Origin of the sequence: Chryseobacterium sp. X308 (assembly GCF_020733145.1) — a bacterium.
Classification (GTDB): domain Bacteria; phylum Bacteroidota; class Bacteroidia; order Flavobacteriales; family Weeksellaceae; genus Chryseobacterium; species Chryseobacterium cupriresistens.
This window is the reverse complement of record NZ_JAJFZH010000004.1, coordinates 86,697-101,743: the sequence shown is the minus strand read 5'-3', so window position 1 is coordinate 101,743 and position 15,047 is coordinate 86,697. Positions and strand designations below refer to the sequence as shown.

Genomic DNA, 15,047 nt, shown 5'->3' with positions numbered 1-15,047 from the left:
CATGAAGTTAGGATTTGCAGAGGAATACACGAGCAACGTAAAATTAGATGAAGAACTAATACTGAATTCAAAAACAGGAATAGTTCTAAACAGTGGTATTCACCCATATATTACCGTAGATAATCTTCTGCATTTTCTGCCTTCAATTGATATTCAATTTAATCAATATGAATCATGGAAAACGTATAATAACTATTCCGAAAGCAGAAACAGAGCCGATGTCGTAATATTTAACGACATGATGTATCAATGTCTTGTAGATGGAACAACGGGAGTGCAACCTGATGCAAATTCAAACAAATGGTTATTGACTAATAAGGAAAGTTTAGTAATTAAATCATGGATTGAAAAAGTTAAAGATAAGGCTATTTCTGATCTGTATCTATCTAAAAGGCTTATTAATTCTCAATACATATATGAAAATGGAGAAAGTAATGTGAATTTACCAAATAACTATTCAGGGTGGGTTTTTGAATCGAAAGGAAGCGATTATATAACCATTACTCTGAATGAAATATCGGTACAGGCTACTACAACTAATCCAATAAGCTTATATGTCATAAATCAAGGAAAATTAGTTGATACACTTACTTTACATCCTAAAAATGGAGAATTATTTTTTGAGGAAATCAACTATTCTTTTTCAAAACCTGGAAGATGGATTTTTGCAATAGATAGTCGTGAGGTAAAGTCAAACTTTGGATGGGTTGATGAATTGAAGTACGACGGTTTTATCTGTTATCCGGTTACCGGAATAGGAAATAGCCCGGAAAGTTCAAATTTCACTTACAATAATGTTTCTAATGGTTTTGGATTTAATGTGTCTGTGTCATTAAACAGCGAAACTTACATTAAGTATAATTTTCAAAATCTTAATTCTTATGTGAAAGCTTGTTTCGAGTACATGACATTATTGATGTTCTCTGCAAATTCACATCAGCGAAGTAATCGCACAGAGAATGGTATCAACAAAGACATGCTTCTTGTGGAAACTAAAGATCTGGATGCTAATACTTCCGTAAAGAGGTATTTTCACGAGCTTAAAGAAGCAAAAAAGGTGATCCAGAAATCGTTTGACACGCAGATAGGGTATGAAGGAGGATTTGATGTTGAAGTAATATCTGTATAGAAATGATACACGAGAGAATTAATCCAATTGGTCTAGATCATTTAATTCATAAGGTGCAAAAAAAGATTTATGCGATCTTGAATAGCAAATGGGGTATTGATATTGAAGCGTATCCAAGATGCTATGTAATTGAACACGATCAAGAGAAAAGGACAGTCGAACATTATACATCCAACAATGAATACAGCGGTAATTTAATTGTTTCTGAAAGCGATAAGTTTTTCTTCACTGCTGAAGATGATCAGGAAAGATTAAATAACATACAGTTTGAAACAAAAGTAAAACTCTATTTCATTCTTGATCTAAAATTCATTTATCCAGATGAACCTGGCAGATGTGATTCTAAAGTTTTGGCTGATGTTGTAAATGCTGTAGATAGAAGTGGAGGCTTCACAAGTGAATTCGCGATTGTAACTGACTACCAAAGTGTTTTTGAATCGTTTGATTACAACTTCGACAATATGCAGCCTTATTACTGTTTTCGAATTGACCTTAAAACGATTCCTTATTCTATTGATTCAATATGTTAAAAAATAAAATAAAAAAAATAAAATGGCATTAACAATTAAAAAATGTAGCATATCAGATATGGTCGCCAGATTAGGGGGGCTATATTGTGATGAAGAGCAAGTTTCCGGAATTATTTTAGCAGACCGTTCAGTCGCTTTTGATCCGGCAACTTTTACAAAGACAATTCTGGATGGATTTATCCAGCAAGATAAAATCATAGGTACACTTAAATACTTTTCTGCAGAAGATGCGGATGTAGATCCAACTTATACAGATTCTTCTACTGGTGAAAGCACTAAGCAAACGCTTGGAATTAAGAAGTGGAACTTTATGTTTAATAAAGGGAACTGCTTCCAAAACGAAATAAACAAGCTTGATAAGAGCGAAAGATATTCAATTTTCATTGTTTACCAGGATGGTTCTATTCTAGGACAATTAATGAAAGATGGAAGAGTTAAAGGATTCAATGTTAAAACATTTGCAGGAATTAAGAAAGTTAAAACTGCGGCTGAAGGTGGTGGTTCAACTTTAAGAGTAGATCTACTTCCGGATGCAATGAAATACTGGCAGGGGCAATCCGCACTTGTTGAAAGTGATGAAATTGATTTCACGGAATTGAATCCGGTTGCGGGAGTTTCAATTGAAATTACATCTGCATTGGCTGCAGCAGCCACTTCAACAAAAGTGGTTGTTACAAACCAATGTGCAAATAGTAGAATAAATGGACTTACTACTGCTTCAAAGTGGAAAATGAGAAGAAATGGAGTATTGGAGTCGGTAACTGCTGTTTCTGAGGTTAACGGAGAGTACACGTTCACTCATGCAGCATTAGTTGCTACAAACAAAATTTCATTTGAACTTAACGATGCAGGGTATCCTGTTTATGTTCTTGATACGGCATATTATGCAGGAGCATCAGAAACTGAAACAGTAGCATAATGTACAAAGTAGGACTATACACTATTTCACCTGAAGAGCCTTTCTCTTCACTAGAGCAGGCCGTGGAATACATTCAGAAAATTTATCCGGAACTGGATAAAGAAAGCATTGAAAATTATTTAACACCTAAAATAGAAACCAATGGCACGGATAAATCCGGAGACGTTTCTGAAGAGAATTCAGTTAGCAACCAAGATGACTCCGAAACTGGTTCAACAGGCGTTAAAAGAATCAAATCTCCCTCAAATAAACCAGGATAACCTTCTGCGGGGGAAAACGAGTGACGGGGGGCGAATGCCCCCTTACTCTAAAAAATACCGAAGAGGGAATTTATTCTATGCTGATTATAAAAATAGAATGAACCCTTTGAACAATCGCAGGTGGGATTTAAAACACTGGTGGAATAAGGAGTACGACGGTTTGTTTTATAAGAGTATTAAAGTAAAAGTAAATCTTAAAGATGTTCAATTTTCTACAGATTACAATCCGCTTTACATGCGTGGAATTTATGCGATTATAAGCAAATCGCGAATTATAGGTATTACAAAACAGCAAATGAATGATGCTCAGATCAAAAATAAGCCAAAATTGAAAAGACAAGTTTCAAGTATCATTAATGAAGGAAGATTAAAAAAATAATGTGCAATTGTAGCAAACCAATAACCAAAACAGAATGTTATCGTCTTAAAAAGTATGCCGAAGATCCTGAAGGGAGATTCTTTATATATCACATATTTGATGATGAAAGAGGTTTAGATATAGCATTCGTTCCTAAAGGAGAAATACCAAACATAATTGCCTTAGAAAGATATTTTATTGGAAAAGATGGATTGCCGGAGTGGTTTAATGTACGAGAACATCCATGTTTATATGAAGAAACAAATAAAACATAAAATTAGATTTTATCAAGATAGTAAAGATCTCCCATTTTGCAATTATAAAAGAATAGTTCAAACGGGGGATTTTTATTTCATGATTAAAGGTTATGAACCTGGTGATGATGTAAACTATGATGTAAAAAAATTGCAAGAGAAGTTCCAAGAAATAGAAGAGGATTATGCTACTTCTATGAATGTAAAAAATCATGATGTTGTTAATTATGGACAGCACGCAATTTCGACCAATGAATTCAATAAGTATAATATAATTCTTCATCTAATAGAATTGACTATTAGAAGCACTGAGATAAGAAAGTTTCATAAGCTTCCAGAATCTGAAGATTTAAATGCAGGTACAATAAAGGATTTGCTTAAAGATTTTAAAATCCAAAAAAGCGATAATCTTTATAAACAAAGAGAATTTGTTCTAAATAAGATAGAAAAAATTAAAAATGAACTCTTAAAGATTGAGAGTCAAATAAAAAAAGCAGACGCTGAAAGAAAAGATTCAGAATTTGATATAGAAGAACAGTTTGTTAGTGTATGTCTTGGATTAGAAATACCTGTTGATGATACAAAAATATCTCTATACCAATACGGATTAATGGTTAAGGCACTGATAAAAAGGGTTGAGGAAATAAATAAGATGAATAGTCATGCCAGATAAATTAGCAGTAATACAGGCTCAGGAGTCTATAAAAGAATTAAAGCAGATTGAGACTGCTGGAAAGGACGTTAATAAGATGTTCAAAGAAATGGTTACTAATACCAATAAAATTAACCAAGCTTTTAATTCAGGTAGGATTAGAGAGTATTCAGCCGCGATTCGAGAACTTAATCAGTATACTTCTCAGTATACGGCTATGGAAAGACAATTGGCTGATGCATTAGCGAGGACGGCACGATTAGAGCAGCAACAGGCACGTCTTCAGACCGAGCAGGCGAGAACAAGGAGAGAATTAGCCGAAGCCAGCCGATCAGAGAGCCGTGCGAGACAGCAGGCAGCAAGAGAAGCTGCGGCGGAAGCAAGAGCTAACAGAGATGCTTCCAGTGCTCATGCTCAGTTAACCCGCCAAACCCGCCAGACCAGACAAACGGCCCGTGATTACGGAGCAGAAATGATTTTACTTCGTGATAGGTTGAGAAATGGTGAAATTTCCCAGAGAGACTACAGAAGACAAATGGCGCAATTAGGTAGAGATTTTAGAACATCTACGAATGAAGCCATCAGACTTGAAAGAGAATTAAGAAGGTTAAATCAGCAAACGTTACCATCTGAACAAAGAAATGGAGCTTTAGGGGGGCGTGTGACAGATATTCTAAAGGGATTAGGGATTGCGGCCTCAATTGATAATATTGCAAGTTCTTTCTATAAACTCGGTACTGCTTACAAAGACACAGCTGTCAAGCTGGAAACGCTTCATTTAGCCCAAAAATCAATTTTTAAAACGAATGAAGAGGTCGGTAAGCAAAACACTTTTTTAACTGGAATAGCACAAAAATATGGTGTTGAATTAATTTCTTTAAGCCAGGCATATAATAACTTCAGCGCTTCCGCTCAAGGTACCACTTTAGAAGGTGAAAAATCAAAAGTAATATTTGATGCAGTTGCAAAATCAAGTGCTATGCTTGGAGTTACCACCGAAGATACTAACGGGATTCTTAGAGCTTTAGGGCAAATGATGTCGAAAGGAAAAGTTCAGGCAGAAGAATTACGTGGACAGCTGGGTGATCGTATGGCGGGCGCGTTTAGATTGTTTGCTGATGGTATGGGGGTATCAACAGCAGAACTTGATAAAATGCTGAAAAAAGGAGAAGTTATTGCTGAAGATGTGCTTCCGAAATTTGCCGAACAGCTCAATAAAAAGTATAAACTTGGAATTGGTGAAGATATTGATACAGCTCAAGCTTCTATTAATAGAATTACCAACTCCTGGACAATTTTTGTAGATGCAGTCGAAAGTAGATCCGGAAACGTAAATTCTGCTTTCTCTGGAATGTCCCAAGTTATTTCAGGGCTTTTAAAAGAAATAACTCCAAGTCAGTTTATTACCGATATACAAAGACAGCAATTAGAATTTAATAAGCTGGGGCTTTCTTTAAAGGCGAATTGGGAAGATCAAAAAGCAAGAAAGGACATTATTGATCAGATGATCTCTATAAATCCTTATTTCCTTGATGGATTAGATAAAGAAAAAACATCATTGGAACAAATTGAACAAAGATTAAAACTGACTAATCAACAGTACTTACAAAAGATTATCCTGCAAAAAAATATGGATGAACTAAATGAAGTATTGGAAGAACAGGCAGAGAGAATTATTTATATCACAAAAGCGGAGCAGGAAAACGCAGTTGCAATTAACAATTTATCTACAGCTCAAAGAAAAGTATATGACGACCTAATTACAGGTAAAAAAGATATAGGAGATGCATTTGTGGCTTTACGAAAATTAGGTGGAGTAACAGAAGAAACCACTCAATTATTTAACAATATGAGTAATGCTGTATCTTTTGGAGTAATTACCTCTAGTGGTTATATCAGAACAACTAAAAATCTGAATAAGTCAGCTCAAGAACTTACAGATAAGCAAAACGCTCAGTTAAAAACGCTAGACCGATTATTTGGAGCCACAGGAAACATGTTAGGTATAAATACAGACTTAATGAAGTCTAATTATTCCCTTGGAGGATCTTACAATTATTTGGCACAACAACAGGAATTGGCTAAAAGACAGCAGAATCAAGATTATCAAAAATCGATTAAGGCTGCAAGAGAATTAAATCAAGCCTATGCTACATTTAATGGCTATTTCTTTGATTCAAAAACTGCTAGAAATACAGGTAAAAAAGTTGGAGAATATGATGTTGTAAATAACAAATTAGTAAAAAGGCAATCCGCATCTGCTCCAAGTGATCCGGTAAAAATACCAAAGCCAAAGGCTGCAACATTATCACCTGCTCAAAAAGATTTTATAATGATAGCTCAAGGCGAAAGAGATACAGAACTGGCTAATTTGGAAAAAGACAGGTTGGATTTAAAAATTGGGTATGAAGATTATCTTCAAGAAAAACTTAATACTACCATCAGGTACAATAATAAAATTCAAAAATATCTAAAAGGTGCAAATGCTAAAGAAAAACAGATTCAGGGAGCCTCATACAAAAAGGCTATAGATGCAGCCGTACAGTCTAATAAAGAATTGTATGATGAAAGATCCAAGAATTTAAAAGCTTCCTTTGAAAAGCAACAAAACATTATAGAAAGGGAATCAAAGAGTTTGGACCAAGATCAAACACTTAACGATGTAGAGCGTATCAATCGGCAGATCGAACTTGACGGAAAGCTTATTCAAGAGATTACCGACTATTATGATAAACAGGTGGATCTTGCTGCAAAATCCGGACAAAGAGTTATTGAGCTTGAAAATGCCAGGGATGAAGAAATAGGCAAGATAGAAGATAGGAGAATTGAGCGCATGAATTCTCTTCCTGAAGCTGTTTTCAACGAAATAGACAGGCAATCTGCAATTACTCAAAGTAAAGTAGAATCTAATTTTGAAGATCAAAGGTCCTTAATTCTTAAAGATAAGAGTCTTTCTACTGATCAGCGAGCTTACAAACTTTCCCAGCTGGAGAAAGATCTTCAGATTGAAAAAAACAAGGAGGAAATTAAAAGGCTTCAATTATTGCAAGCTCAAATTTTAGCACAGCAGGTTATCAGATCCATGAAAGGACAAGCTGTGATAATTACTCCAGAAGAAGAAAGAGCCCTTAAAGAGTATGAGTCAACTATAAAGAATCTCCAAAATACCAATATCGGACTTGGTATGGATAAAAATTCTGAGGTTGCTCCGGAATGGTTGAAGACTAAGGACATTCTTGTGAAAGGATTCCAGGAGATGGGACTTGGTAATTTTGCAGCTGCTATTGGAGATCAATTTGATGATCTGTATAAAAAAATAATTGAAGGATCATTAACTGCTAAAGATGCTGTAATACTTGCTGCTTCCGGTATTGCTGACGGTCTTTCCTCAATGGTTAATAGCCAGAAAGAAAAAACTATTGCTGCATTAGATGAACAACTTAAATATTCGCAGGAAGCAACAGAGCAGGAATTAGGTTTCATCAATAGCCGTTTAGAAGCTTTAAACAGTCTTGAAGAGCTTACAGCAGAACAGACTGCCGAAAGAAATAGGCTAGAAGATGAAGCAAGAGTTTATCAGGATCAGCAACGCCAACGTGAAAAACTAATTGAAACGCAGAAGGCAAGGGCTGAACAAAAGGCTGCAGCACAACAGGCCCTTATTAATGGTGCTTTGGCAGCAACAATGACACTCGCTCAGATGGGATTCATCGCTGGGGCTATTCCGGCTGCGCTCGCTCTTGGTTTTGGTATCGCTCAATCGGTTGCCATAATGTCCAAAGATCCGGTTCCGAAATATTGGAAAGGTAGAACTGGAGGAAAAGCAGAATTCGCAATTACACAAGATCGGGGACGTGAGATTATTGCAGGTGAAGACGGCCGTATTAAATCTTTAGGTTCTGATTCAGGGGATAAAATGACATGGCTTGATAAAGGTGATACTGTTTACACAGCTGATGAAACGAAGCAAATTTTAAAAACTATGGGACCTTCTGCTAAAATTGGGAATAAGGTTTTCCAAAGAATTGCAAGAGAAAGCATGATAGCCCCGCAAGTTTCCATAGTGAACAATTACAGAGATAATTCAGACGAACTTTCACGAAAGATTGGAGAATATCTAGACAGAAAATTAGAGAAATACTCACATCCAACTACTGAAAGAGTTTTTGGGCAGATACTTAGACATAGGGGCGCTAATAATGCAGAACTTGTTGGAGAATATGATTTAAAAACATTAGAAGAAAAATATTACAGATGATACCAATTAACCATATAATAAACGAAAACGGTGTTAAAAATATTTTCAAATTCATAGTACCCTCTGGACTTTTCCAGGGGGAATATGTAATAAATAAACCTGACGGGTGGGATGATGTAGACTCTATTGTAAATATTGATGATGAATTATTGTTTGTTAAAGATTTTATAATTGGTGAAAATACAAAGCTGAAATTCTACCAGTACAGTAACAAAATAGCTTATGATGTACTTTACAACGTAAAAGAAGAACAAGGTACTGACGGCCGGATTATCTTTAAATGGTTAGCCGTTAAAAATGGTGTAGAGTATGATCTGCTACAAGATAATTTCGAGGTAAATATGAATAAGTACAAAAATACACTCGAAAACAATACTTTCGTTATTGATGTGGACCTGATAAAAAGCGAGTCCCAAAATAAGCTATTTAATCGGGATGATGTTACTATAGATTTGTTCGGGACTAAAGATCTTGACGAAAATACTATTACTCCTGTAGAAACATTTCAATTGGGTTACAAGAAGGGAGCTGCAAAACTTTCAAATTTTTATTCATGGGACATTTCACAAGATATATTAAGCATTAAACCAAGTACATCAGGATTCTTTTCTTTTAGTAGATCAGAAGAATATGAGTTTGGTAGTAATACTAATGAATATTGTGGGATAAAGAATGTTAATTTGGGAAGTATTGGAACTGTTACATTTGAGCAGGGACCATTTGTTTCCACTGATATAACTTTAAAGTCAATTAAAATTGAAGTCAGCAATATGCAGGTTGTATTTGGTAGATTTAATAGTTCTATTACTATTCCTCCAAATGTTGGTTTATACGCCGTTATTTCCGGGTCAGGATTTTTTTATACACAATTATTGAAAAATTTTACATCACAATCTGGAAATAGTGCAGAAATAAAAATTGACAATGAAATTTTCACATTAAATATAAATGATGTTTCCAATATATCTCCTGGGCAAAATTTAAGTTTTTTGTTTTTAACGACAGATGTAAATGATCAATTCATAATGACATCCTTAAAAACTAATACAAGTATTGAAATCACAACAAATATGGAATCTCCTATTGTTAAAACTAGTGGGATACGCTTAGTTGATGCTATAAAACAGGTAGTAAAAAATTATACAGCATCCGGATTAAGTGTCGTTAGTAATTATTTAGGCTTAGGGGGAATTTATTACAACACATCCGTATCTACAGGTGTATATTTAAGAGGATTACCAACTATTTATACTGCAGGTCAAAAAATTAAAACATCTTTCAAATCATTGATTACTGAAGGGGCGGCCAAATTATTGGTTTTAGGATTTGATGTCCTTAATGAAAATGTCATAATAGAAGATTTAGGATATTTTTTTAAAGATATAAAGGTTTTTGATTTATCTGATAAAATATACCTGCAAGAAGGGTTTAGTATAGAACATGATAAAGATGTTGTTTTTAACACCATGCTTTTTGGTTCAAAAAAGTTTTCAAAAAATGTGAAAGATGATATTCAAAACTTTATAACATCTGCGGAATTTACCACCCCAATTAAAAGCATCAAAAATAAATTCGATAAACAAACTGATTTAATTGTTGATGAATATAAGATCCAAGAACTCATAGAAGATAAAAGTTCTTCAACCAATGATAACGATGATGATTTGGTTATGATTGATATGGTTAATGAAACTGATTATTGGGATTCAGGAGTCTTCCCAAATTGTATACATCAAAATAAAGACAATAAATTAGTTTTAACATGTGCTCAATTGGCATTCGATACAACATTCATGGAGGTTGGATCAAGCGTTCAAATTACTGAGGGGTATAATTCTGGTACTTGGACTATTTTAAGCATAAACAAAGCTGAATTAACTTTGAATAAAACATCAGGAATAGAATCTGGCACAAATGATACTCCAATAAGATATAATATACCATCACTGGTAAAAAATAGATCCATAAGAGATGGATTTACAGAAGATCAATATGTAAGAAATCCTGAAACCTCTACAAATTCCCGTCATAATCCAAAATATCACATGGCAAGATGGTTTCAATGGTTTGGAAGTGGATTAAGGAAAAAGCAAAGTTCTGAGTTATTAAAGGTGACAAACTACAAGAATAACGACAAAGCTCAGATGAAAATAAATTCACCGGATCTTGCCAATGAATTACCTGGTTTAATTACTGTAGGAGCGGATGAAAACTTGGGAAGAATGAGATCTTATAAGCAGCCTTTTTTCTCCGGAGAAAAAATTGAAATTTCTTACACCAACGTAACATTCCAAGAGTTCATAGCACTGTATGAAAATTGGAGATACGGAATTGCAAGTAATAGATTGGAAAGCCGTGGATATGTAACGTTGAATACTCCAATAGGTATTTACGATGCATATCCGTTTGGTGATGGTGCGTTTTCACATGATCGAAAAACAAATATTCTTAGCTTCAAAGGTAAAATAAAAGGAAAATCCGTGGCTAATCCAGTTCTTGTATCAGTTGTGCAGGACAACAAAAATACAGTCACTTTACATTGGGATTATGCAGTCGAATATGTAAATCCTATTATTGATGTTCAATATTCACTTGATGGAATTAACTGGATAACGCTTCGTCAATACGGAAGTACAAAAGAAGGAATTATTATAGATGATGTTTTTACTAGTATAATTTCAGGGACAGATGTTTATTTCAGAATCATTGTTAATGCTGATGATTTTTACAATAAAATCTCGAATACATTAACTGTAAACTGGCAGTTTAATCCATACATAATATTAGTAAATAATAAAGCGGAAAATGCTGATTGTGGTTATAGCCGATTAGTTATAGATGTCAGGGGAACGGCTAATTTTGAAATTGAATACAGTTACGAGTTTTCTCCAGGAGGTGGTAAATTATATGTTACGAATTTGGATGGTACCGGAGGCAATGTAATTATAGAAACTGGATATGGACTTCCAGTGTCAGGAACGGAGACTACAACGTTAAATATTAGTGGTAATACAGGACGTTTGTTCATGGAGTTATTAAATTCTGATAAAACGGAAAATTTGCAGCCTTTGAATTGCAAATTTGGAAATGACATTTATACTGTGTTTGCCAACTTACTTGTAAAATTTACCGATACAATAACAAATACAACAAAAGAATTTGATTTAATGACTCTTACGGACAAAAAATATACTAATTATTCTCCATTAGAATGAAATTAAGCATAACCTTCATTTGTACACACTCATCAAGTCATAATGTGCTCATTAATAGATTTGTATCATGCATAAATTCTGGTATCACAGTCCGGTAAGGTTCTACAAGACAATGGAAGAGCTTGAAGACATGACAAACCCGCAAAACGCACAGTATTACGGGCACGTAAAACCATATCCTTTGGAAGTAAATTCTTATCACAGGTATCTTATACCAAATTACCAGAATGAAGTTACAACGCAGGAGTTAAGTTTGTTTTTGGTTGGTGATGATGAAGTTCAAATACCGTGTGAGTTTGGTATAAGTGATGGAAAGCTTTTCCGTATTACCTTTATTTCTTTCGATGAAATTCAGGGGCATTTTGAAATAAGAGATTCTTCCGGAACAGCTATTTTTTATTCAAATTGTGTGAGGTTTGTTGATAGCACAGACTATGATGGAAGAAAATTCATAAGAATTGCAACACAATGCAACTACAACAGAAATCTTTTCTCCTATGCAGATAATCAGCATGACTGGATGATCACAACTCTTCCGGCTTATTGTATGGGTGAATTTGATATTGATGAAGATGTGAAATCAGCCAGATCTGGGACTTTAGGCTCTACCATTATAAATGCAGCATGGACAGAAGAGAATGTTTCGTATAAGATCCGGGCTGAAGGAGATAACAACATTTTATCTTTTATAGCAGTTCACTCCATAAACCAAGATTTATATATTGATGGAACCAAAAGAACCCGGAAGGAAAAACCAGAAATAACCGACAATACCAACGAAATCACAATGAAGTTTGCCAATGTGAAAGATGAAAATGGATTGAACATAATTCTGGATGAAAAGCCAATATTTGCTGATGTATTCAAATATGCGTTAGGAAATAAAGAAAAAACAAAAGTGTATGTATACGATACTAACAAAGCAATAAAAACAAGATAATGGGAAATTTAATTCCAATACCATTCATTGAAGTAGAACCAATTGATGGATTACCAGAAAAAACTTCTCTTGAACCGGGGGGACATATGCTGTATCAAGCTGAAGATGGTAAAGAGTATAGAATAAGTACAGATACATTTTATCAGATTCTGCACAGCATTGCAAAACCTATTTCACCAACGGATGCAGGGCCTTTTATTGCAAACTCATGGTATAAACCTACTACAAGTAGCGTTGATCCTGGGACAAATTATCCAAATGCAGGAAGCTTGAAAGCCCGTGTAGGATATGATACTCTTTTTTGGTATGATGGAACTAACTGGATTAAAACTGAAGTAGGTTTGCCAAAGGCTGATGATTCAGTAAAAGTAACTTTTACTAGTGTTGTAAAATTTGATCAAAAGAAAAAATATTCGACAATTAACCAGGCGGGCACAATCAATTTTACTTATGATACTTCCGGACTAATTAAAGAGGCTATAGATAAGCGTTACATAGTATCTGATGGAGTAAGCGACATTAATTTTTCATCATCTTTTGATGTGATTGGAGAAATTGACAAGACGAAAAATCAAGAAATTTATTTTACACGTCCAGAATTGGTAGAGTTCAAAATCCCCGCTGTTATTGTTAATGTTGCCAAGTCCGGACAAGTAACCCCTGTTGATTTAGATCCAGATGCGCAAATTTACTATGACAAAATTCTTGCTACAGGGGCTACACTTTCGACAGCAGAAACTAATGCAATGAACAACTTCTATTTAGCGGCCAAAGCAAATGGATATTTTTCAAAGTTAAAAGGGCTTTATTTTGTTCTAGGTAGTAATTCTGCTGCAAAATTACTTAATGGTATTTCTGGACGGCCTGATGCGACATTAGTTTCAGGGACAATTACAGCAGACGGAATCGGGGGCGTGTTGGATTCCGGAATGAAACCATCAGATATATTTAGTTTGACTAGTTTTTCTTACGGTTTGCATAACACAACAGCAATATATAGCAATCTACGTAGTATGGGGTGTGGAGTTAGCGCCACAAGTGGAATAACATTCTTGATCACTGGAACATCGCCTTCAGGCCAATCATTAATATCTGGACCAAACAGGGACGTTTTCGGACAGATTGCTAATGCTGACTCTTTAGGGGCCTATGTTGTTTCAAGAACGGGAGCTACGACCGCAAAATTATACAAGAATGGATCTGCAATTTTAACGCATTCAGCATCGCAGGGGTCAGCTACATTGCCAAATATAAATTTTACTATTGGTGGATATAACGACAACGGAACTATTGCTGATGATACAAGAACTACGAAATGGGCATTTTTAGCTGATGGCTTGTCTGATTCAGAAGCTGCGGCAATAACTACTGATTTTAATACATTAATGTCAGCAATTGGAAGATAATGGCAGCAATAGGTACAATTTATAGTAAAAACAGCTTTACAGATCTAACTGAATTTGATCTAAAAGGTAACTGGGATATTTCATCAGGAAAACTAATTTCTTCCGGTGGAAACTCTATTTTGCAGCATAGATACGCATCTGCTTTAGATGATTTTACTTGGAAAATTCGCACAAACTCTGCAGCACTTAATGTTCAATTGTACGGCATTCGTTCCGATAATAACATCAGAACGACTTTTAGTTTAGAATCTGGTAAGGCAAAATGGAGTTATGCTTATAATAATACATCAGGACTATCATCGTCGGCTATTTCAATAGGGTCCAGTGATATTTTAGAATATAAGATTACCAAAAATCAATGGGCTATATTATTCATGGTAAAAAACATTACCACAGGCGCTGAAACAACAGTTACTGCTCCGGTCGCTGTAACTATACATAAGTTGAGATTATGGTCTGCGTCTGCTATTGAAGTAACCAGCTTAATTAAATCATCAGAGCAGGAATTTCAGCCGCTAAATTTATTAGTTGGAGATTCTATAGCATACGGAAGCAGTGCAACGACATCAAGCCTTAGATGGGGAACCATTGCGGGTTTTCAAGTGGAAGGAAGCCCGGGAGATACAAGTTCAGAAGCTTTACAATTACTTTATGAGATTACGAATATTATTAAACCAAAGCGTGTAATTTATGCATTTGGAACCAACGATTTAGATATTGAGGTTTGGAAAACTAATCTGCAAGCATTCAAACAATATGTAAATCAAAGAAATATTGTTTTTATTCCGATAACGCCTTATGCGAATTCTAACAGAGACATGACGGCCTATCAAACCTATATCGCTGCAAATTTCAGTAAGTATTTTGATGTTTTTTCAGTAACTAAACAGGCTGGTAACTCAAATATGAAACCTGAATATAATTCTGGAGATAATGTTCACCCAAATAATGCAGGACATCAAGCAATAGGAAATTATGTGTTGGCTTCGCCATATTATACATTTACTCCCTTAGGTCCGCCAGGTAACAACTCACTAATAGCAAGTATTCTAATGCAATGGCATAATTAAATAATCTTTAAAAAATGAATGGAAAATCTAAACTACAATATCAGCGAGATAATCGC

General features: G+C 34.8%; 11 protein-coding genes. All 11 read left to right on the top strand.

Annotated elements, in window-relative coordinates:
- Position 1 precedes the first annotated feature (1 nt).
- The 11 genes from LIV57_RS06680 (at position 2) to LIV57_RS06630 (ending at position 14,991) form a co-directional block, all read left to right on the top strand.
- Complete coding sequence (locus LIV57_RS06680; protein ID WP_227941975.1) at positions 2-1,129, top strand: hypothetical protein; 1,128 nt, start codon at positions 2-4, stop codon at positions 1,127-1,129.
- A 2-nt stretch (positions 1,130-1,131) separates the two neighbouring features.
- Positions 1,132-1,659 carry a hypothetical protein gene (locus tag LIV57_RS06675; protein ID WP_227941974.1) on the top strand — a complete coding sequence of 176 codons (528 nt, stop codon included), beginning with the start codon at positions 1,132-1,134 and terminating at the stop codon, positions 1,657-1,659.
- A gap of 22 nt (positions 1,660-1,681) precedes the next feature.
- Positions 1,682-2,578 carry a hypothetical protein gene (locus LIV57_RS06670; RefSeq protein ID WP_227941973.1) on the top strand — a complete coding sequence of 299 codons (897 nt, stop codon included), beginning with the start codon at positions 1,682-1,684 and terminating at the stop codon, positions 2,576-2,578.
- Positions 2,578-2,838: a hypothetical protein gene (locus LIV57_RS06665; protein WP_227941972.1), complete on the top strand. Its 261-nt coding sequence runs from the start codon at positions 2,578-2,580 to the stop codon at positions 2,836-2,838. The genes LIV57_RS06670 and LIV57_RS06665 overlap by 1 nt, the downstream gene beginning before the upstream one ends.
- Before the next feature lie 97 nt (positions 2,839-2,935).
- Positions 2,936-3,217, top strand: coding sequence for a hypothetical protein (locus tag LIV57_RS06660; protein WP_227941971.1), 282 nt, complete (start codon positions 2,936-2,938; stop codon positions 3,215-3,217).
- A 231-nt stretch (positions 3,218-3,448) separates the two neighbouring features.
- Entirely contained in the window at positions 3,449-4,123 is a 675-nt protein-coding gene (locus LIV57_RS06655) for a hypothetical protein (protein ID WP_227941970.1), read from the top strand.
- Positions 4,113-8,360: a tape measure protein gene (locus LIV57_RS06650; protein WP_227941969.1), complete on the top strand. Its 4,248-nt coding sequence runs from the start codon at positions 4,113-4,115 to the stop codon at positions 8,358-8,360. Before LIV57_RS06655 ends, LIV57_RS06650 begins: the two co-directional genes overlap by 11 nt.
- Entirely contained in the window at positions 8,357-11,575 is a 3,219-nt protein-coding gene (locus tag LIV57_RS06645) for a hypothetical protein (RefSeq protein ID WP_227941968.1), read from the top strand. The genes LIV57_RS06650 and LIV57_RS06645 overlap by 4 nt, the downstream gene beginning before the upstream one ends.
- A gap of 67 nt (positions 11,576-11,642) precedes the next feature.
- Positions 11,643-12,515 (top strand): hypothetical protein, encoded by an 873-nt coding sequence (locus LIV57_RS06640; RefSeq protein ID WP_227941967.1) that lies wholly within the window; start codon positions 11,643-11,645, stop codon positions 12,513-12,515.
- Entirely contained in the window at positions 12,515-13,921 is a 1,407-nt protein-coding gene (locus tag LIV57_RS06635; RefSeq protein ID WP_227941966.1) for a hypothetical protein, read from the top strand. The genes LIV57_RS06640 and LIV57_RS06635 overlap by 1 nt, the downstream gene beginning before the upstream one ends.
- Complete coding sequence (locus LIV57_RS06630; RefSeq protein ID WP_227941965.1) at positions 13,921-14,991, top strand: SGNH/GDSL hydrolase family protein; 1,071 nt, start codon at positions 13,921-13,923, stop codon at positions 14,989-14,991. The genes LIV57_RS06635 and LIV57_RS06630 overlap by 1 nt, the downstream gene beginning before the upstream one ends.
- Positions 14,992-15,047 lie beyond the last annotated feature (56 nt).

Excerpts from the sequence above, each read along its gene's own strand:
- LIV57_RS06670 (WP_227941973.1), top strand. The coding sequence starts at position 1,682 with ATGGCATTAACAATTAAAAAATGTAGCATATCAGATATGGTCGCCAGA.
- LIV57_RS06660 (WP_227941971.1), top strand. The coding sequence starts at position 2,936 with ATGAACCCTTTGAACAATCGCAGGTGGGATTTAAAACACTGGTGGAAT.
- LIV57_RS06650 (WP_227941969.1), top strand. The coding sequence starts at position 4,113 with ATGCCAGATAAATTAGCAGTAATACAGGCTCAGGAGTCTATAAAAGAA.
- LIV57_RS06635 (WP_227941966.1), top strand. The coding sequence starts at position 12,515 with ATGGGAAATTTAATTCCAATACCATTCATTGAAGTAGAACCAATTGAT.
- LIV57_RS06645 (WP_227941968.1), top strand. The coding sequence starts at position 8,357 with ATGATACCAATTAACCATATAATAAACGAAAACGGTGTTAAAAATATT.
- LIV57_RS06630 (WP_227941965.1), top strand. The coding sequence starts at position 13,921 with ATGGCAGCAATAGGTACAATTTATAGTAAAAACAGCTTTACAGATCTA.
- LIV57_RS06655 (WP_227941970.1), top strand. The coding sequence starts at position 3,449 with ATGAAGAAACAAATAAAACATAAAATTAGATTTTATCAAGATAGTAAA.
- LIV57_RS06675 (WP_227941974.1), top strand. The coding sequence starts at position 1,132 with ATGATACACGAGAGAATTAATCCAATTGGTCTAGATCATTTAATTCAT.
- LIV57_RS06665 (WP_227941972.1), top strand. The coding sequence starts at position 2,578 with ATGTACAAAGTAGGACTATACACTATTTCACCTGAAGAGCCTTTCTCT.
- LIV57_RS06680 (WP_227941975.1), top strand. The coding sequence starts at position 2 with ATGAAGTTAGGATTTGCAGAGGAATACACGAGCAACGTAAAATTAGAT.
- LIV57_RS06640 (WP_227941967.1), top strand. The coding sequence starts at position 11,643 with ATGCATAAATTCTGGTATCACAGTCCGGTAAGGTTCTACAAGACAATG.